Annotated in this window: 20 protein-coding genes; 10 read left to right on the top strand and 10 right to left on the bottom strand. The window is 40.6% G+C overall.

What is annotated here, in order from left to right; genetic code table 11:
- The first annotated feature begins 80 nt into the window (after positions 1–80).
- The 10 genes from purH to F2B13_RS15775 all read left to right on the top strand — a co-directional run bounded on the left by purH (position 81) and on the right by F2B13_RS15775 (position 11864).
- Positions 81–1607 carry a bifunctional phosphoribosylaminoimidazolecarboxamide formyltransferase/IMP cyclohydrolase gene (gene purH / locus F2B13_RS15820; RefSeq protein WP_149304633.1) on the top strand — a complete coding sequence of 509 codons (1527 nt, stop codon included), beginning with the start codon at positions 81–83 and terminating at the stop codon, positions 1605–1607.
- Positions 1608–1777: 170 nt separating this feature from the next.
- On the top strand, positions 1778–2806 hold the full coding sequence (locus F2B13_RS15815) for a rod shape-determining protein (RefSeq protein ID WP_149276758.1): 1029 nt from the start codon (positions 1778–1780) through the stop codon (positions 2804–2806).
- Between the two features lie 83 nt (positions 2807–2889).
- Complete coding sequence (gene mreC / locus F2B13_RS15810) at positions 2890–3711, top strand: rod shape-determining protein MreC (protein ID WP_149276757.1); 822 nt, start codon at positions 2890–2892, stop codon at positions 3709–3711.
- The gene (locus tag F2B13_RS15805; protein WP_149276756.1) at positions 3701–4210 is read left to right on the top strand and encodes a rod shape-determining protein MreD; all 510 of its coding nucleotides are present in this window, start codon (positions 3701–3703) and stop codon (positions 4208–4210) included. Before mreC ends, F2B13_RS15805 begins: the two co-directional genes overlap by 11 nt.
- 42 nt (positions 4211–4252) lie before the next feature.
- A complete protein-coding gene (gene mrdA / locus F2B13_RS15800) occupies positions 4253–6160 on the top strand; it encodes a penicillin-binding protein 2 (RefSeq protein ID WP_149276755.1) in 1908 nt (635 codons plus the stop codon).
- Between the two features lie 6 nt (positions 6161–6166).
- A complete protein-coding gene (gene rodA / locus F2B13_RS15795; protein ID WP_149276754.1) occupies positions 6167–7450 on the top strand; it encodes a rod shape-determining protein RodA in 1284 nt (427 codons plus the stop codon).
- Positions 7451–7573: 123 nt separating this feature from the next.
- The gene (locus tag F2B13_RS15790) at positions 7574–8476 is read left to right on the top strand and encodes a NifU family protein (RefSeq protein WP_149276753.1); all 903 of its coding nucleotides are present in this window, start codon (positions 7574–7576) and stop codon (positions 8474–8476) included.
- A gap of 81 nt (positions 8477–8557) precedes the next feature.
- On the top strand, positions 8558–8758 hold the full coding sequence (locus F2B13_RS15785) for a dodecin family protein (protein ID WP_149276752.1): 201 nt from the start codon (positions 8558–8560) through the stop codon (positions 8756–8758).
- 146 nt (positions 8759–8904) lie between these two features.
- Entirely contained in the window at positions 8905–10947 is a 2043-nt protein-coding gene (locus F2B13_RS15780) for a thioredoxin domain-containing protein (RefSeq protein ID WP_317131639.1), read from the top strand.
- An 80-nt stretch (positions 10948–11027) separates the two neighbouring features.
- Positions 11028–11864, top strand: coding sequence for a mechanosensitive ion channel family protein (locus F2B13_RS15775; protein ID WP_149276751.1), 837 nt, complete (start codon positions 11028–11030; stop codon positions 11862–11864).
- On the opposite strand, the gene tsaB is transcribed toward F2B13_RS15775, so the two are convergent.
- The 10 genes from tsaB to F2B13_RS15725 form a co-directional block, all read right to left on the bottom strand.
- Positions 11861–12535 carry a tRNA (adenosine(37)-N6)-threonylcarbamoyltransferase complex dimerization subunit type 1 TsaB gene (tsaB, locus tag F2B13_RS15770; protein ID WP_149276750.1) on the bottom strand — a complete coding sequence of 225 codons (675 nt, stop codon included), beginning with the start codon at positions 12533–12535 and terminating at the stop codon, positions 11861–11863. The two genes, F2B13_RS15775 and tsaB, sit on opposite strands and share 4 nt — an antisense overlap.
- 80 nt (positions 12536–12615) lie before the next feature.
- Complete coding sequence (locus F2B13_RS15765) at positions 12616–13965, bottom strand: TolC family protein (RefSeq protein WP_149276749.1); 1350 nt, start codon at positions 13963–13965, stop codon at positions 12616–12618.
- 31 nt (positions 13966–13996) lie between these two features.
- The gene (locus F2B13_RS15760; RefSeq protein ID WP_149304632.1) at positions 13997–15127 is read right to left on the bottom strand and encodes an efflux RND transporter periplasmic adaptor subunit; all 1131 of its coding nucleotides are present in this window, start codon (positions 15125–15127) and stop codon (positions 13997–13999) included.
- Between the two features lie 61 nt (positions 15128–15188).
- On the bottom strand, positions 15189–16451 hold the full coding sequence (locus F2B13_RS15755; protein WP_149276747.1) for an ABC transporter permease: 1263 nt from the start codon (positions 16449–16451) through the stop codon (positions 15189–15191).
- 1 nt (position 16452) lies between these two features.
- Positions 16453–17682: an ABC transporter permease gene (locus tag F2B13_RS15750; RefSeq protein ID WP_149276746.1), complete on the bottom strand. Its 1230-nt coding sequence runs from the start codon at positions 17680–17682 to the stop codon at positions 16453–16455.
- A complete protein-coding gene (locus F2B13_RS15745; RefSeq protein ID WP_149276745.1) occupies positions 17675–18376 on the bottom strand; it encodes an ABC transporter ATP-binding protein in 702 nt (233 codons plus the stop codon). Before F2B13_RS15745 ends, F2B13_RS15750 begins: the two co-directional genes overlap by 8 nt.
- A gap of 286 nt (positions 18377–18662) precedes the next feature.
- Positions 18663–18890 (bottom strand): hypothetical protein, encoded by a 228-nt coding sequence (locus F2B13_RS15740; RefSeq protein WP_149276744.1) that lies wholly within the window; start codon positions 18888–18890, stop codon positions 18663–18665.
- A 42-nt stretch (positions 18891–18932) separates the two neighbouring features.
- The gene (locus F2B13_RS15735; RefSeq protein WP_149276743.1) at positions 18933–19466 is read right to left on the bottom strand and encodes a DUF420 domain-containing protein; all 534 of its coding nucleotides are present in this window, start codon (positions 19464–19466) and stop codon (positions 18933–18935) included.
- Positions 19466–20194 (bottom strand): SCO family protein, encoded by a 729-nt coding sequence (locus tag F2B13_RS15730; RefSeq protein WP_149276742.1) that lies wholly within the window; start codon positions 20192–20194, stop codon positions 19466–19468. Before F2B13_RS15730 ends, F2B13_RS15735 begins: the two co-directional genes overlap by 1 nt.
- Before the next feature lie 52 nt (positions 20195–20246).
- Positions 20247–20879, bottom strand: coding sequence for a hypothetical protein (locus F2B13_RS15725; RefSeq protein ID WP_149276741.1), 633 nt, complete (start codon positions 20877–20879; stop codon positions 20247–20249).
- Between the last annotated feature and the right edge of the window lie 42 nt (positions 20880–20921).

Here is a 20921-nt window from a genome sequence, read left to right as displayed (position 1 = left end):
TGTTGATAACACTATCGAGGTATAAGAGCTAAAGTAGTTACTTTTGCCAGTCTACAAGTAAAACTCTCAAGCACTAAAAAATGAGTACTAAAAAAGCCCAATCGGCCCTTATTTCCGTTTTTCACAAAGATGGTCTTGAACCTATTGTTAAAAAATTTCAAGAACTCGGCATTACCATTTATTCCACTGGAGGGACAGAAAGTTTCATCAGGGAATTGGGCATCGATGTCGTTCCGGTGGAAGAAGTCACAAGCTATCCGTCCATTTTAGGGGGAAGGGTCAAAACATTGCACCCCAAAGTATTCGGTGGGATTCTGAACCGCCAAGATAATGAAACGGACGTAGCCCAATTGGAAGAATACGAAATTCCCCAATTGGATATAGTTATCGTCGACCTCTACCCTTTTGAGAAAACAGTAGCCAGCGGTGCCTCGGAACAAGATATCATCGAAAAAATCGATATTGGCGGTATTTCGTTGATTCGGGCGGCCGCTAAAAATTATAAAGACGTTTTGTGTGTTTCTTCGATGGAAGACTACGGTGATTTTCTCGAGGTCATTTCGAAAAACGATGGCAATACTAGCCTTGAGGATAGAAAACGGTTCGCCACAAAGGCCTTTAACATTTCATCGCACTACGATACGGCTATTTTCAATTATTTCAACCGAAATGGAATGCCGGCGTTAAAAATGAGTGAAACAAAAGGCAAGGTACTGCGCTATGGGGAAAACCCACATCAAAAAGGCTTCTTCTTCGGTGACTTTGATGCTATGTTTACCAAACTTCATGGCAAGGAGCTCTCCTACAATAATTTATTGGATGTAGATGCGGCCGTTAATCTGATGAACGAATTTAAAGGTAGCGCCCCTACATTCGCCATACTTAAACACAACAACGCTTGTGGTCTGGCGACTCGTGACTCCCTTCATCAAGCCTATATCGATGCTTTGGCCGGGGACCCTGTTTCTGCTTTCGGTGGTATTCTGATCAGCAATACCGAGATTGACAAGGCCACTGCAGAGGAAATACATCAACTGTTCTGCGAAGTTGTCATTGCGCCTAGCTACGCTGAAGATGCCTTGGAGGTATTAAAGGGGAAGAAAAATCGTATCATTCTTGTTCTTAAGGAGGTCGATCTTCCAGAAACCAATGTTCGTACCTGTCTAAATGGAGTTTTAGTACAGGAAAAGGATGCCAAGACCGATGAGGTAGAAGATTTGAAATATGTAACCGAAAAAAACCCTTCCGAAAAGGAATTGGAAGACCTTATTTTTGCTTCTAAAATATGTAAGCATACAAAATCTAACACGATAGTGCTTGCAAAAAACAGACAACTTTGTGCTAGTGGAACAGGGCAAACTTCACGGGTCGATGCCTTAAACCAGGCCATCCACAAGGCGAAATCGTTCAATTTCGATTTAAACGGAGCGGTTATGGCAAGTGATGCTTTCTTCCCCTTTCCGGATTGTGTAGAGATTTCGCATAAAAATGGCATTTCCAGCGTTATACAGCCAGGTGGGTCTATTAAGGATCAGTTGAGTATTGACTATTGCAACGAGAACAAAGTAGCAATGGTGATGACCGGAACACGCCATTTTAAGCACTAAAACAGCCTTAAAATGTAGCAACCGGAACTTACAGTCTTCAAGACTTGAGGTTTTGACCATGAGAAGACGTAAATTCACAACATAAAACACTATACAGTAGCTAATTTTACTACTTTTGTCGATGAAATACACCCCAATCAAGCTAGTAACATAACCAAACAATATTATAAATGGGATTTTTTGATTTCTTGACCGAGGAAATCGCTATCGATTTAGGTACCGCGAACACCCTCATCATTCATATGGACAAAGTCGTAGTCGACAGTCCTTCTATAGTTGCCAGGGATCGCATCTCCGGTAAAATTATTGCCGTTGGCAAAGAGGCCAATATGATGCAGGGCAAAACCCATGAAAACATCAAGACCATCCGGCCATTGAAAGATGGGGTAATCGCCGATTTCGATGCATCGGAGAAAATGATCAATATGTTCATTAAGAACATTCCGGCCCTTAAGAAAAAATGGTTTCCACCTGCCTTGAGAATGGTTATTTGTATCCCTTCGGGCATTACTGAGGTAGAAATGAGGGCGGTAAAAGAATCTGCGGAGCGGGTGAACGGCAAGGAAGTATATCTCATACATGAACCTATGGCCGCGGCGATAGGTATAGGTCTTGACATTATGCAACCTAAAGGGAATATGATCGTAGATATCGGAGGAGGTACTACCGAAATCGCCGTAATCGCCCTAGGCGGTATTGTATGCGACAAATCTGTCAAAATTGCGGGAGACGTCTTCACCAACGATATTATCTATTATATGCGCACCCAGCACAACCTATACGTAGGTGAATCTACCGCGGAAAGCATCAAGATTGAGATCGGGTCGGCGACCGAAGACCTCCAGACCCCTCCCGATGAAAAATCGGTGCAGGGACGCGACCTTTTGACAGGAAAACCGAAACAGGTACAAATATCATATCGTGAAATTGCGAAGGCCCTGGACAAGTCTATATTACGTGTCGAAGACGCTGTAATGGAGACACTTTCTCAAACACCTCCAGAACTGGCCGCTGACATTTACAATACAGGTATTTATTTGGCCGGAGGGGGTTCGATGTTACGAGGCCTGGACAGAAGATTATCACAGAAGACGGACCTTCCAGTGTACATTGCGGAAGATCCGCTAAGGGCCGTCGTTCGCGGTACAGGTATTGCGTTGAAAAATCTTGAACGCTACAAGAGTATCCTGATCAAATAAATCTTTGTAACAAAGGGGCGATTTCAAGGTTTATATCTTTTTCCATCTGGAATTGCTTCACAGATTTCAAAACGTTTTAGTGAATGCAGCAGATCATCAGTTTTATTATCCGATATAAGAATTTTCTTCTTTATATCTTTTTGATGATCATATCCTTGGGGTTTACGATTCAATCACATTCGTATCACCAATCACGTTTTTTTAATTCTTCAAATTGGATAACGGGGAATATTCTAGAAGCCTCCAATAATGTAACCTCCTATTTTGGCCTCGATGAAGAGAACCAAAAACTTGTGGAAGAAAATCAACGGCTACGTGCCCTATTGTTCAACGAAGCGGCAATTGACACCGCCCGTTTAGATTCGGTACGGCAGACCTACACGGTGAACACGGGCAAAGTAATCAAGAATAGCTTTTCCCGACCCTTGAATTATATCACCATAGACAAAGGGCAGAAAGATAACGTAAGGCCTGACATGGGGGTCATAACAAGCAAGGGTATTTTGGGAATCGTTGAAAATACTTCAAACAATTACGCTACGGTACAAAGTATATTGAACGAGAAATCAAATATCAACGCCAAAATTAAAGGTACCGATCATTTTGGCTCGCTAGTTTGGGACACAAAACGCTACAACGTTGTACAGCTCATAGATATTCCCAGATTGGTCACCCTCACCGTAGGAGATACCATAGTCACTGGTGGCATGAGCAGTATTTTTCCAGAGGGTATTCCTGTCGGTACCATCCAAAAGTTTGATCTTAACACTTCCCAAAGCTTCTACACCATAGACGTTGAACTGTTTAACGACATGACCAATATCAAAAACATATATATCGTTAGCAACGAATACCGTGAGGAGATAATAAATCTGGAAAACAAGACCAACGAAGATGATCAGTAACAGCTATTTCTTGAATGTAGTTCGCTTTGTACTGCTTGTCTTGGTTCAAGTACTTGTATTTAATAGGTTGAATTTTTTTGGATTTATCAATCCAATGGTGTATGTTTTATTTCTATACTGGTATCCGATAAAAGAAAATCGAGCCGCTTTCATCGGTCTGTCGTTTCTATTGGGTATATCGATTGATTTCTTTTCGGACACCATGGCCATACATACCGCTTCAACGATAACTATAGCCTATATGAGGCCGGCCATAATGCGGTTTGTATTTGGGGTGAATTTTGAGTTCCAAAGTTTTAAATTAAGCAATTCGACGCGCATACAACAAATTGCATTTTTAACGTTATTAATTATAGTACACCACTTGGTTTTCTTTACCCTAGAAATTTTTAGTTTGGCCAATTTCCTTTTAATTTTGAAGAAGGTACTTGCCAACGGTGTCGCAACATTAATACTTTGTCTTTTATTCGGTTCCCTTTTCAGTATGCGAAAAGAATAAAGTGAAAAAGGGCTTTTAAATTCTTGAATTAAATCATCGTCGATGAAGAAATTACTCTTATCGTCTATCATAGTAATTATCGGAATTACTTTTATCGGTAGATTATCGTATCTACAGATTTTTAGTTTTTCTCCCGATCAGGTTTTGGAGGATCCGGCGATTAAAAGGGTGTATGATTATCCGGAGCGTGGTTATATCTACGATAGAAATGATAAATTATTGGTGGGCAACGATCCGGCCTACGACGTGATGGTCATTCCAAGAGAGGTCAAAGAACTCGATACCCTGGAGTTTTGTTCCCTACTAGGTATCGATAAGGCAAAGTTCGTAAAAGAACTTCGCAAGGCTAGAATATACTCGCCCAGACTTCCCTCTGTTTTTGTTCCGCAGCTGTCTAAAGAGGACTATGCCAAGCTTCAGGAAAAAATGAGACATTACAAAGGTTTCTACATTCAGAAGCGTTCATTGCGCTACTATGCCACCAACAGCGCAGCCAATGTATTGGGATATATTAGTGAGGTCAATGAAGGGGACCTTGCCAAAAACCCATATTACATTCAGGGAGAACTTACAGGCCGTACAGGAGTGGAAAAACAATATGAAGATATTCTTCGGGGGCGAAAAGGGGTACAATACATTCAGAAAGATCGATATAACCGTGATATCGGAAAATACAAGAACGGTATTTTAGACACCTTGCCCGAACAAGGCCTGGAAATAAATATAACTATTGATAAAATATTACAAGAATACGGGGAGAGGCTTATGCATGGCAAGCGGGGCGGAATCGTCGCAATTGAACCTGCTACGGGAGAGATTCTTTCCATGATTTCCGGTCCGACCTATGACCCTTCCCTTCTCGTAGGCAGGGAACGATCAAAGAATTACAGTAAACTGCATTATGACTCCATAGCCAAACCTCTTTTTGATCGTTCTATTTTGGCCGAAGGCTCGCCAGGCTCACCATTTAAGACCTTAAATGCCCTTGTAGCCTTACAAGAAGGGGTGATCGATCCCAGTACTACAATTCAATGTTATCACGGTTTTTATGTAGGCAGAAAGAAAAGAGGATGTCACTGCGGAGGGGGTATGCGTAATATGAACAGTGGTATCTATAAATCTTGTAACGCTTATTTCGCAGGTGTTTTTAGAAAAATTTATGACAAGTTTGAAACTACGGATGAGGCGATGGATGTCTGGGAAAAGCATATAAAGAGTTTTGGTCTCGGGCAGTACCTTGGGTATGACCTACCTACGGGAAGAAAGGGAAGAATACCCAGCAAAGAGTATTATGACACTTGGTACGGTGATAACCGTTGGTCATCATCGTATATAATTTCCAATTCGATAGGACAAGGCGAAGTGGCCGTTACCCCCATACAGCTTGCTAATATGACTGCTGCGATAGCCAACCGTGGGCACTATTATACCCCCCACATCTTAAAGAAGGTGGATGGAAAAGACATAAATATCCCTGATTTTGTAGAGCCCAAACACACTACCATCGATAAAAAGCATTTTGAACCCATAATTCAAGGCATGGCCGATGTGTATCATAAAGGTACTGCCCAGTGGTTACAAATACCCGGCATCGAGGTCGCTGGCAAAACAGGTACGGTGGAGAATTATACCAAAATCGATAGCGTTCGCGTACAGCTTACCGATCATTCGGTATTCGTAGCCTTTGCCCCGGTCGAGAATCCGAAGATCGCTATCTCCGTATATATTGAAAATGGGTATTACGGTTCGCGCTATGCGGGCCATATCGCCTCTTTGATGATCGAAAAATACCTGAAGGGAGAAATTACGCGTACCGACCTTGAAAAGCGTATGCTTGAGAGAACCCTCGAATATGAATATGCGAAGCCCTTGCGTGGTACAGAATTCAAGATCAACGAATACGACTGGAGCCAACACGCCAAACCCTTAACCGAACTCGATTCAGAATAAACGTCTATGTCAGGTAAAAGTGTCCTCAAACGGATCGATTGGCTTACCGTTCTTTTTTATGTACTTCTGGTTTTCATTGGTTGGATAAATATCTACTCTAGCACATTTTCCGAGAGTGATTCCTCTATTTTCGATTTTGGCACTTTACATGGTAAACAGCTCTTCTTCATTCTGACCAGTTTCGCTTCCATAATTATTTTGTTGGCGCTCGAGGCAAATTTTTACGAACGCTTTTCCAGTGTGTTGTATATTATTTCAATGGCCCTTTTATTAGGCCTCTTTCTCTTTGGAAAAACTATAGCCGGCGCTACTTCTTGGTACGATCTTGGCTTTTTCAATCTACAGCCTTCAGAATTGGCGAAAGCGGCTACCGCCTTGGCTTTGGCCAAATATCTCAGTGATATTCAAACCGACATCAAACGTAAGAAAGACCAACTCTTTGCATTTTTGATCATCTTGATCCCCGCCATTTTAATTATACCTCAACCCGACCCTGGAAGTGCCTTGGTTTTTTTCTCGCTTTCCTTCGTAATATTTCGTGAAGGCTTGCCCCTATACTATCTAGGGCTTGCCTTTTTGGCAGTTATCGTATTTGTGACCACACTTATGTTTGGAACCATCTGGGTAAGTATCGTTATCGCTTTGTTGATCGTTCTTTTCTTTTTGCTTAAAAAGAAAAAGTTCAAAGTACCCATTTTTCAACTCTCCCTTGCCGTTATCGTAACCATATTGTTTTCGCTGTCCGTAAATTTCGTTTTTAATAATGTTTTTGAGCAAAGACATCGAGACAGGTTCGGTCTATGGCTTCGATTGGAAAAAGATCCTGCGAAACTCGAAGAAATTAGAAAAACGATCGGTTACAACACCTATCAGTCCGAAAAAGCGATCGAATCGGGCGGATTCTTCGGAAAAGGCTTTTTAGAGGGCACACGAACAAAAGGGAATTTTGTGCCCGAACAGCACACCGATTACATTTTCAGTACCGTGGGGGAAGAATGGGGGTTTGTCGGAACAGCTACTGTCGTTATCCTATTCAGCCTTCTTCTTTTAAGGCTTGTATACTTGGCAGAACGTCAAAAGACCGACTTCAGCCGTATGTACGGATATGGGGTGATTTCTATATTGTTGATTCACTACTTTATAAATATCGGTATGGTAATCGGGGTATTGCCGACCATTGGTATACCCCTACCTTTTTTTAGTTATGGTGGTTCTGGACTGCTATTTTTCACCGCTCTTCTTTTTATTTTCCTAAAACTTGACGCCAATAGGCTAAAGGAAGGTATTTAGTGCTACGCAACAGGGATTTCTTGATTTTTTCTATATTTTCCGAGGTTCGGATGAGGTGCCAAAGACTGCCACATTGAAGGAAATTGAACTTTATTGTTGTACTTTTACAAAAATTTTGAAGCCATGAAGGAGTATAATATTACAGTTGTCAGAACCAACAATCCCTCCATATTAAAGTTTGAGACCAATCATCTTTTGACCAAGGGCAAGAACTATGAATTTAAGAACATCGACGATGCCAAGAATTCACCATTGGCCGCCCAGCTGTTTCATTTACCATTTATCAAGACCGTATATATTTCAGGTAATTTTATAGGTCTGGAGCGCTTTGACATTGTCGAATGGGATGACGTCAAAGATGAAGTAGCCCAGCAGTTGGTCGAATATCTCAACGCTGGCGAGCCCATTGTAAATGAAGATATGGCTCCGAATAAGATTGCCGTCACGGTGTATGCCGAGGTCACGCCAAACCCCTCAGTGATGAAATTCGTTGCCAATAAGCACATTGTGCCTTCAGCTTACGAATTCAAAAATATCGACGAAGCGAAAGATTCTGAATTGGCGACCAAACTTTTTCAGTTCCCCTTTATAAAAGAAATCTTTATCGATTTGAATTACGTTTCCGTAACCAAGTACGACGTTGCGGATTGGGACGAAATCACTATGCAATTACGTGAATTTATTCGCGATTACCTTGCCGATGGCAAAGAAGTGGTTTCCGAAAAAGCCCTTTCAAAAACTGCCGATTCCAAGATCGGAGACATAGGTCAAGCAAAAGATCTTGATGACACTTCACAACAAATAATCGATATTCTTGAAGAATATGTTAAGCCTGCCGTTGCCAGTGATGGAGGAAATATACTTTTTAAATCGTATGAAGAAGATAGCAAAACCGTTAACGTAATCCTTCAAGGAGCCTGTAGTGGCTGCCCATCTTCTACCTTTACCCTGAAAAATGGTATAGAAACCATGTTAAAGAATATGATGGGGGATAAAGTTAATGAAGTAGTCGCGTTGAACGGATAATAAGCTATTTTTAATAGCATATAAATCAAAAAATATGCTCCGAATTTCATATATTATTGGTCAATCTAAAAAATATATATTATGGCAGTTTTAAAAGTTATTGAAATATTAGCAAATTCTGATAAAAGCTGGGAAGATGCGGCAAAAAACGCCCTCTCAGAAGCGTCCAAATCGGTGAAGAACATCAAGTCTGTTTATATCAACGAACAAAGTGCCACGGTAACCGATGGTAAAATCGACAATTATCGGGTGAATGTAAAAATAACCTTCGAAGTGAAATAAAGGCCGATAAGTACATCAAAAAAAAGCATCCGAATATCTTAGGATGCTTTTTTTATACGTCTAAATCTAACGTTATTTTAGGGTAGATTAGGCCACTTTCCATTTAATCGAATATCAAATCATTACGACGTTACCAAAAATCAGTTATGATGAGTCATTCCCATACTAATGCACTTATTAATGAAACCAGTCCCTATTTACTTCAACATGCCCACAACCCAGTAGACTGGCACGCTTGGAGTACAGAAATTCTAAAGGAAGCAGAAACTAAGAATAAATTATTACTTATTAGTATTGGGTATGCGGCCTGTCATTGGTGTCATGTAATGGAACACGAATGTTTTGAAGATCATGCTGTTGCCGAAGTAATGAACACCCATTTCATCAATGTAAAAATCGATCGCGAAGAACGGCCCGACATTGACCATATTTATATGGACGCCCTTCAGATGATGACCGGTAGTGGGGGCTGGCCGTTGAATATCGTAGCCCTACCGGACGGGAGACCTTTTTGGGGGGCAACCTATGTTAAAAAGGAGAACTGGATCAAAATCCTAAATCAGTTAGCCCATTTGTACAAAGAGGACCCTGCAAAGATATTGGAATATGCCCAAAATATGGCCGACGGCATTCAGGCGATCAATCTCATAGAAAAAAAAAGTGACTCAACTCTCTTAACCCGAGAGGAAATCGATACGGCCATTACGAACTGGTCTAGTTATTTTGATACGGATATGGGCGGCTACAATCGTGCCCCAAAATTTATGATGCCCGTAAATTTAAACTTGTTATTACATTATGCTTGGGTCAAACCGAATAGGAGGCTACTTGAATACGTAAATACCTCACTTACCAAAATCGCTTGGGGCGGCGTTTTTGACCATATAGGAGGCGGATTCTCGCGCTATTCGGTCGATATGAAATGGCATATTCCCCATTTCGAAAAAATGCTGTACGATAATGGCCAAATGGTAAGTCTTTATGCTAAAGCCTACGCACTTACAAAACGTGAGCTGTACAAAGAGGTGGTTATCCAATCCGTTGATTTTGTAAAAAATGAGCTCATGAATCAACAACATGGTTTTTATTCTTCCTTAGATGCAGATAGCCTCTCAGAATCCGGTAAACTCGAGGAAGGTGCGTATTATGTCTGGAAAGAGCATGACCTAAAAATACTTTTAAAGGATCGTTTCGTCATTTTCAAAGACTATTTTAATATTAATAGCTATGGATATTGGGAACACGACAATTATGTGTTGATTCGCAATGCATCTAAAGAGAGTATTGCCGAAAAGCATTCTATTACCGTTAATGAATTGGTCGGAATCATCGACAAATGTACCACTATATTGCAGGGAGAGCGTTTAAAAAGAAAAAGACCCCGACTCGACGATAAAATACTTACCTCTTGGAACGGATTAATGCTCGAGGGGCTCACCGATGCTTATAGATATCTTAAGGATGAGAATTTTCTTGATCTAGCCCTTAAAAATGGCCATTTTATTGTTCAAAATCTACTACAGGCAGAAGGAGGCCTATACCATAATCATAACGATGGAAAAAGCACCATAAATGCTTATTTAGAAGATTATGCCTCCGTTATTTCCGCTTTCATCGGACTGTATGAGGTCAGCTTTGATGAAGATTGGTTATTTCGCGCACAAAGATTGGTTGACTATTGCCTAGATAAATTCCTAGACATAGATAGTGGCATGTTCTTCTTTACCTCCAAAGATGACGATTTCATCATACGAAGGACCATCGAAGTAACCGACAACGTTATTCCGGCCTCAAATTCGATAATGGCCAAGAACCTCTTCAAACTATCGCGCTTCTTTCCAGAAAGCAATTATGAAGCTATAGCGACACAGCAATTAAAAAATGTACGTGAAAATATCACGAACAATGCCCAAAGCTATGCGAATTGGTTGCAACTTGGTTTATTCAACCAATACCCTTTTTATGAAATAGCAGTAGTCGGTGATGCGTTTCAAAAAAGGGGAGGGGTACTAGGTGCACACTATTTGCCAAACGCTATTTTGGCAGCTTCTGAAAAGAACGGCAACCTCTCTCTTTTCAAAGACAGGTATTCTGAAGAAAAAACTTCAATTTTTGTTTGCCAAAAGGGAGCGTGCAAGCTTCCCGTAACTCAAACGGATGAAGTTTTGAACCAATTGATTAAGCCTTAATGGGATTAACAATACTTTAATTCAGAACACTTGATTCGACAAATGATTTTGATTATGTTACCCGTAAATCTAAACACCAAATGGAAAAATTTTCTAATTATCAAGAACACATTGACAAAGCTATAGACTTTGCCTGGAAAATACTGCCCAATCTAGTTTTGGCCATTATAATGCTCGTCTTAGGGCTTTATATCATCAAGTTCCTTAACAAAATGGTCCGTAAGTTTTTTCAGCACAAGGATTATGATCTAGCCCTTGAAAGTTTTTTACAAAGCTTTATCAGCATCGCCCTTAAAATTGTACTTTTTGTTTTAGTGGTTACCCAACTAGGAGTTCAATCTTCTTCGCTAGTAGCCATGATTGGTGCTGCAGGTTTGGCCATTGGACTTGCATTACAAGGGTCCCTCGCAAATTTTGCAGGTGGAGTGCTTATTTTACTATTCAAACCTTTCAAAGTCGGTGACTGGATTTCCGCTCAAGGTCTGGATGGATCGGTAAAGGAAATCACCATTTTTTACACCAAACTGACGACGTTTGGCAACCAAGTGGCCATCATCCCTAACGGACAACTATCCAATAACAACATTGTGAACTATAACACCCTGCCCACAAGAAGGGACAAAATCGTTATAGGCATCGGATATGGGTCCAATATTAAAGCGGCCAAAGATATTCTGTTACAAATTTGTGCGGACAACGAAAATATACTAAAAGATCCAAAACCAGAGGTTTATGTTGATGGACTGGGCGACAGTTCTGTAAATCTAACGCTTCGATTTTGGGCGGAGAATAGTGTTTTCTGGGGCGCCCATTTTCATGTCATCGAGGAAACCAAGAAACGATTTGACGAGGCTGAAATAGAGATTCCATTTCCCCAGCGCGATATTCACGTAAAAGGTGAACTTGTAAAAGCTTAACTGTTTTTTTTCTGAAGTATAAAATCTTTCAAGTAATACGGTTCGAAGTAGGCTACACTTTCAAAATCTCCTGCTTCGAACTTCGTATATGATATCGGTGACATCTCCTTTGCAGAAGGCACTATCGAAGAATTGTAGCTGATCGAATTCGCTTTGAGTACCTCCTTACATTTTTCGGCCCCACTGCCGATTAATGCAACTTTGCCCTGCTCGGAATAGACCTCGAAGGAACCCTCTTCAATTATTTCCGCTCGTGTCTCCCTTACTTGACGGTACTGTCTATCAAATACGGCAGCATACACCTCCATACGTCTGGCATCGAGTAGTGGAATTATAAAATCGAACTCCTCAGCTACTATTTGATAGGCCATACTGTGCAGGGTGGAGACGGAGATCAAAGGAATATCCAAAGAGAAACAAAGACCCTTTGCCGCAGATACTCCAATACGAAGACCAGTATAGGAACCGGGACCCTTACTAACTGCTATAGCATCTAAATCGGAAAAGGCCAAGCGAGCATCCTCTACAACTTCTTCTATAAACACATGAAGTTGTTCGGAATGGGAATAATTGGGTGTATCGTGCTCTTTAAGTGCAATAACTCGCCCATTACGAGCAATGCTCACAGAGCAGTTGGTAGTTGCAGTCTCTAAATTTAGTATTACCGGCATGCTAAGCAAAAATAGACTCTATATTTTAAAAGCAAAATATATCCGCAGATCGAATACGGGTGACGATACACTTTTGAAAACTAGTCTAATTTAATAGGCAACCCAAAATAAAACTCCAATACTTTGAGCCTGAATAAATAATCATACTTGGTTCTGATAAGTTCGGCCTCTGCATTATCGACCCTGGCTTGCGCCTGACTGAAATCGAAAGCGTTCAGAAGACCTACTTCGTAGCGCGCTCTAGAATAATCATAGGCCAGACGTCTGGCATCAAGTGTTTTGCGTGCCGCTTCGTAGGCCTTTGCAAAGCTTTTTACATCGACATAGGCCTGATTTATACTAGTTTCCAAATCGAGTTTATCTTGCTCGAATTGAAGCTCTGCTTTTGCCACCCCAATTTTCGAACGTGCAATATTATTTCTTACTCCAAAGCCGTTGAAAATAGGGATGCTCAATTGTGCGCCATAAGAGATACCATCGTTCATCCATAATTGATTTCCAAAACTTTCGGCGTAGAGTTCGCCTGTGATGTTATCGAACCGTTTTTGATCGGAATATCGGGTATTATAGTTAAAAAATGCACCTAATGTAGGATATAAAGCTCCCTTAGCGATTTCAAGATCTTTTATAGCCAAATCGATATTGGATTGGGAAAATTTGATATCGTTTCTAAAGGTTAAGGCTTTTGCGAAAATTTCCTTTGGCGTATAGTTCAGCACATCAGATGGGGGCACCTCATAATCAGGTTCTACCACATCAAAATTTTCGTAATCGGTAATCTGCAATAATTGAGCAAGGCTTATTCTCGAAATAAGCACTTGGTTTTCCGTATTTACGATTTGCTGTTCCAAATTGGCAGCCGTAGCCTCTATTTCTAGCAAATCCCCCTCCGGTAACACACCCGCGCTGATTAGTTCTTCCGTTCGTTTAAGGTCTTGGGACGTAACCTCATATTGAGCTTCGAGAACCTTAAGGGTCTCTTTATTAGATACGATTTGTAAGTACGCATTGGCGACACTTAACCGAATGTCATCTTTCAAATTATCCAAACGGTATTGATTTGCCAAAGCATTCAGTTTAGCCCTGTTCAACCGATGAATATTCCTGAGTCCATCAAAAAGCGTCAAAGAGGAGGTCAGTCCACCGTTGGCGGTCAAAATTGTCGTTGTTACCGGCTCTTGAGTGGTAGGGTCGAAAGAAAGTCCAGTATTCCCGGAGGTACTCACCGATCCGTTCAAATTGGGTAAAAATCCACCTATGGCATCCGATTTATCTATCTGTGCATTCTGCAAATCAAGTTCGAATTGCTCTATGGTAAGATTATTTTCGACGGCATACTCGACAACCTCTAGGAGTGTCCATTTTTTTTGTTGGGCCGAGACGATTCCCATAGAAAATACAAGCAAGAATGCAGTTATCTTAAAATTCATTTTTTGACTGTTTGGTTATGATTGATGATTATTACCCTTCAGCTTCTTCGTCCTCTTCGCCTCTTTTTATAGGCTCTGTCTTGTTCCATACCTTAACCTCATCGGCCTCGGTGAGCCCGGAGACGATTTCAACGTTTACGCCATCGGAAATACCTATTTCTACATCCTTTCGCTCAAACTGTTGGTCTCCTGTAGCGACTTCAACATAAGGCTTGTCGGTTTTATTATCGAACTGTAACAAGGCCTCAGGTATAACTAAAATGTCATCTTTCTTTTCGAGCACCAAAGAGGCGTTAGCACTATAACCTGCCCGAATAAATATGTCTTCGCTGACTTCAACATCACCTTCGATCTTGAACTGTACGGCACCGGTTTCTTCGATACCTTTAGGTGCGATAAACCTTAGTTTGGCATCCAATTCTTTGCCCTCTACGGCACCAAGACTTATTTTCAAGGGAGTGCCCACTTCTAATTTAGCCACTTCCCCTTCATCGACCTTTCCTTCAAAAATCATTTTGCCCAAGTCGGCAATTGTAGCAATTGTAGTTCCGTCGTTAAAGTTGTTACTTTGAATTACTTGATCTCCTTCTTCCACCGGAATCTCCAAAATCGTACCAGTGACCGTCGCCCTGATATTCGTATTGGCACTTGTAGACCCTCCTGCAGAACCCCTTCTAATGATTTGGTAATCGGCCTTGGCATTTGCCAATTCTTGCTGGGCTTGATCATACTGCAATTGAAGCGCATTGAAATCTTGACTCGAAATTACGCCTTTATCAAAAAGAGTCTTATTGCGATCGTATTCGATTTTCGTATTGTTGAGCGCCAATTCTGCGTTTTTAACCCTACCACTGGCTTGGTTCAACGCTTGTTCATTAGGAACGACCTTAATCGTAGCAATTAAATCGCCCGAGGCTACCTTTTGCCCCTCTTCTAAATAGATTTTATCGATAATTCCAGAAATTTGTGGTTTTATATCGATTTCATCTTCGGGAACTACCGTTCCCGTCGCTACGGTTTTCTTTTCGATACTGGATATAAACGGTTTTTGTGTTTCATAGGTCACTGCCTCTTTACTATTCGATTTAATAAAGAAAACGGCTGCCCAAAGTGCCCCTAGCACTAACAGCCCAATAAGGATGTATTTTACTATTTTGTTCATTTGTTCGGTGTATATTTATTGTCTATAGGTTCAGTTGTTTTGAATTTTGTTACAAAAAATTTTATTCTTCCCTTAAGGCGTCAATAGGCTTAATGCTCACGGCTCTTTGGGCTGGTATGAGACCTATCAAGGTTCCCAGCACTACCATGATGACCAAGGCACCTATAACATAAGGTATGGGCACAGTTGGATTTGTATATGGAAAATCAATATTCTCGGTCATTTTATTGATGAGGGATAAAGTCGCAGCGCCTAATATAATTCCCATGACCCCGGCAATCATAGTCAAGAAAACGGATTCTAATATGATTTGGTTTCGCACTTCTGCCGGTGTGGCTCCCAAAGCCCTGCGTACTCCTAGTTCTTTGGTACGTTCTTTTACTGAAATCAACAGGATATTTCCGATACCGATTACTCCGGCCAAAATAGTGGCAATACCAACAACTAGTGATAGAAAAGTGATTCCATTGGCGAAGCCCTTTATCTTGTTGAACTGCTCCCCTAGATTAAAGGAGCCGAATGCCCTATCGTCGTCAGGGTGTACCTGATGAAGGTTCTTGAGTAAGTTTTTGATGTTCTCTTCAACCTTTACCACGTCTACATCGTCATAAGCCGCAATAGAGAACCAACCTACATTGTCTCCGGTATTATATAATTTTCGAAAAGTGGTAAAAGGAATAAAAATATCACCGTCGCCACCAAAGCCACCACTTTGATCGAATTTATGAACTCCTACTACCTGAAAATAAACATCATCGATTTTCAAATAGCCTCCAATCGGGTTTTCCTCTTTATCGAATAATTCTTTTTGTGTACGTTCCCCTATAACGGCCACTTTTCGAGCCTCAGCAATATCTTCGTCGTTTATAAAACGTCCTCCATCATATATTTTCTTAGGAGCTATTTTTGTAAAGGCCGGAAAATCGCCAAATAAAGGATAGCTACCTGTCTTGTTCTTTCGACCAATAATAGGAGGCGAAGATCCGAAAAAGCCCTTTACATTTCTAGGAGCTATATACTGCAATTCCGGTATTCGATTTTCCATCATCTCGGCATCACTCAATTTCAATTGAATCTGTCTACCGGTTTTGTATCCGGCATAGGGCATACTCGTACTTTGGGACCATACGAACATGCTGTTCTTGGCAATTGTCTCGAAAATGCTTTCAAACCCATTATCCATGCCCTTAGCCGCCCCCGACAAGGCTATATAAATGAAAATTCCCCATAGTACGCCGACCACGGTAATTACTGTGCGCACCTTGTTCTTGCTTATCGAACCGAAAATTTCTTGCCAGGTATTTTTGTCAAAAATGAACCTCATACTATTCGTCTCTTAACGCTACAATTGGTTTTATTCGGGCAGCACGTCTCGCAGGTACGTAACCGGCAATCGCACCGAAAATTATCAATACGATTGTTGCTATAACCGCCATTCTTATATCGATATAAGGGTTCGTAATAAAAAAATCTTCAAGTTTTTCGCCCATGGAACTTAAAATTGCAATTCCGATCAACATGCCTGCAAAGCCCGAAATTGTCGTAATAAAAACGGACTCCAGTAAGATAGTGCCAATAACCGTTTTCGGGGTTGCGCCCAAGGCCTTTCTTATGCCCAGTTCCTTGGTGCGCTCTTTGACTACGAAAACCATGATATTGCTGATACCTATAATACCGGCTATAATGGTCCCGAAGGCAACGAATGCCACTATGATTTGTAAGACCCTTGCAAATTGCTGATTCTGTTTTAACTGATCCGCTACGTTTCTTATGAAAATGCCGTTTTGATCTTGGGGGCTGATGTACTTCTTAGATCTTATGAACTCGTCTAAGCTCTTTTCGAAGCCCATGGCCCCGGCGTAGCCTATTTCCGGCTTGAACCCTATGACCATGGCATCTATCTTGTCGGTATTTTTTTCAATAAGCTGCTGGGTAGTATATGGGATGACAATATTGCGCTCTTCCCTGTCGCCTCCGTCATCTTGAAAAACACCGATTACCTTAAACATACTTCCCCCGACATCGATATACTTACCTAAGGCGTTCTGCGCCCCGAAGAGATCTTTCTCCACTAACCTCCCTACCACAGCATTCTTTGTCTTGTTCTTAATATCTTCGACATTAAGATAACGGCCTTTCATCATAATGTTCATTTCACTAAACTGATGTGCCGGGCCTACTCCCCAAATTGGATAGGTATTCGATTCATTTTTATATTTGACCGTATCTTGTCTTGTAATTCTGGGTGTAATATATTCAAGGAACAGGGGGAAATTTTTTTTAATATCCTCCAAATCGGAATTATCAAATTCAATGGTTCGATTGGCTTTATATCCCTTGTAGGGCATGGTGGTTCTACCTGTAAAAACGTAAAACACATTGGTAGCATCATCTCCGAAAAAATCATCAAAAGTATTGATGAGGCCGTTTCCAAAACCAAAAAGCACCACAAAAATGAGAATACCCAACGCAACGGTAAACCCAGATAGAAATGTTCTGAGTTTATTCTTTTGTATGGTCTCGAAAATCTCTTTCCAGTTGTCCCTGCTAAACATATTGAGATGCCCTTACCTGTTCAACCTTCTTATCCTCTACAATAACACCATCCTTTAAATGAACGATTCTTTTGCACATATGTGCAATGTCTTCCTCATGGGTAACCACCAAAATGGTATTGCCTTGATCGTTAATCTTTTGGATAAGATCCATTACCTCATAAGAGGTTTTACTGTCTAAAGCACCTGTTGGCTCGTCGGCCAAAAGCACTTTGGGTTCGGCAGCCATGGCCCTTGCTATGGCAACACGTTGCTTTTGTCCTCCTGAAAGTTCGCTGGGTAAATGTGTCGCCCATTCTTTGAGGCCTACCTGTTGTAAATATTTTAAGGCTTTTTCTTCACGCTCCTTTCTAGCGACTCTCTGATAATATAAGGGAAGTGCCACATTTTCCATGGCAGTCTTATAATTGATTAGATTAAAGGACTGGAATACAAAACCTAAAAATTTATTTCGGTATTTGGCGGCCTTGGTTTCGTTTAAGTTTTTAATGGGAACGCCATCTAACGTATATTCACCGGTATCGGCCTCATCCAACATTCCTAAAATATTGAGCAAGGTAGATTTTCCAGAACCTGAAGAACCCATAATTGCCACAAGTTCCCCTTCATCTATACTAAAATTCAGTCCCTTCAAAACGTGAAGACTATTGCTCCCCATTTGATAGGACTTGTGAAGGTCTTTGATTTCAATCATGTTGGTCTTGTTAGTTACACTTTCAGGTCTCGCTGTAATAAGACTTGTAAGTTGCTGAAATGTTACAAGATTCTCTCTAAATTTTCTGTTAAATAACCTTACCCTAGCGGAAATATGCTTTTAAAGAGCCTTCGTCGCTATAGTTTTTTTGTATTTGAAGCCCTTTTTTCTCTACTTGCCTTTATGGAAACCCCGTTACTTGTCCAGTACTTAAAAAGAAGAACTGTATACAGTTTGAAATTGAATCGATAGGAGGCTTAGCCTAAATTCTAGCTGTAAAATCGAACTATCCGATCTTTTTTGGTCGCATCATTCTATAAATGAAATAGAAAAGGAAACCCACCAATACATAAGGTATCGCCATAAGGTATACAATTCCATTGTTCACCCCTTCTGCGGCATCAACGTTCCCCTCGCTTTCAAGCACGGCTCGGCACATGGCACATTGCGCCCCCATATCTTGCGGAAAAAATAGGGCGACGATTACAAGCAACAGTAATAACAATCTTTTCATAGCCTTTAGCATTGAACGGGTAAATCGTTAAAACCAATCCATTTAATTTGAATAGTAGGGGGAAATCATCAAATAGACCACAACCCCCGTTACGGCCACATAAAGCCATATTGGAAAGGTAATCTTGGCCCATTGGCGGTGTCGCTGAAATTTACCCAAATAAGCAAATGAATATGTTTTCAAAACTAAGGGGATAATAGCAATTGATAGTATTATATGCGAAATGAGAATAAAATAATAAAAGTATTTCATTGCTCCTTCTCCTCCATAGGTTGTTGATTCGGAGGTCATATGGTATGCTACGTACATAATAAGGAACAACACGGATAAACCAATATTTATGATCATCAAGGTTTGATGTGTTTTTCGATTGCCTTTTTTAATGGCTACTACTGCAGTGCAGAGTAATATAGCCGTCAGGCCATTAATGATTGCATATATGGGCGGAAGGAAACCGAGCCTTTCAACCCCAGGCAACTTCACCCCAAACAGTACCGCTACGACGATAGGTATCAATATAGAAGCTACTGTTATCCATTTATCGAACTTTTTTTCCCTTAGAGCGGTATTATCCATTATTCCTGCAACAATTTTTTGATATCTTCTTTTAAAATGGAGATTTGTTCCTCTTCCCCATGGTCATTTTCTCCTTGAGATTCTGTAATGGCACCACGGTAATATACGATCGGATTTCCAAACTTATCGACCCGCGATCGTATGAAGCCTTTTTTATCCACCAGGGCAAAAAGACCCGAATGCTCAAAACCACCTGGCGCATCGGGCATCTCCGACACAAATATATTGAAGCCTTCGTTGGCCAAACGATAAATTTCCTCTTGTTTTCCGGTCATTAAATGCCAATCCAAATCTTCAATCCCGTGTTCTTCGGCGTACGCCTTCAATACGGATGGCGTGTCATATTCAGGTGTAATTGAAAAAGAGGCGATACCAAAATCGTCACGTCCCTTGAACTCATTTTGAACCTCTACTAAATTTTCCGTCATTACCGGGCAGATCGAAGGACAGCTCGTAAAGAAGAACTCCACTACAAATACTTTTCCTTTATAATCTTGATTCGTAATCAATAAACTGTCTTGATCGATAAACTCGAAAACGGGTACTCTTCGCTTTTTCCCATTAAGCATGACATAGGATAGTTCGTCGGAATTGTTCTTCACGTTCATCCGGTCATTTTGTACGATAGTACCTTCTTGTATACGGTCGACAATTCTAGGAATGAATATGATACCAAATATCAGTACGACCAGTGATACCCATATGTAGGTGTATTTATTTCTGTTCATATTCTCTTTAGTTCATGACTGTTTCGCTCTAGACTGATAAAAAATAGATGAGCTATTTTATCCGTTCAGCATTGTTCTTTTTAAGGGCCAATCGATATTCGGCTAAAATTATTTTTACGTCATCCTCCATTTTATTGTTTAACTCGGCTACCGAAGTAGTGTTATACCCATATTTTATGCCTTCATCTTCATCCGCTGTTCGACCTCTTAGGCTTAAATCCTTATCAATAATAAAGACATAAGGGGTTCCATAACTGTCATCAAGTTTCAAATCGGTTTTTAAGCCTAAGAAAAAAGTGTTTATCTCATTTTCGGGCATATATATAAACTTCCATTTTTCGACATCGACCAAGCCACCAAGCTCCTTTTTTAAACTTTCAATTTTATCTTCGACACCCTTAGGTATAATCATCACAAATTGAAAGTCATTGAATTCATAGAACCGCTTGTAAATTTTTTGGTTAAGATTGAAGGCATTCCCCTTCTTCTGCTCTACGTTACTGCCTAAAAATCCGAGAACGGTTATCTTGTCGCGTAGTGAAGAGTTATTGCTGAATTCGGCTACATCAAAAATGTTTTCAGTCAATACAGGAAGTTTGCCAAAATTATTTACACCTGAAGCGAAAAAAAGATAGGCCACAATTGGCAAAACGAAGAGCACTACTAAAACCAAAGTCTTTTTCATCTATGAGGACTAAACCGAAATCGAATATTTTACGGTTTTAAA

The sequence above is a fragment of the Pareuzebyella sediminis genome (assembly GCF_008367235.1).
In the GTDB taxonomy this organism is placed as follows: domain Bacteria; phylum Bacteroidota; class Bacteroidia; order Flavobacteriales; family Flavobacteriaceae; genus Pareuzebyella; species Pareuzebyella sediminis.
The sequence above is the reverse complement of the archived record's forward strand: the minus strand, read 5'-3'. Positions and strand labels throughout refer to the sequence as shown.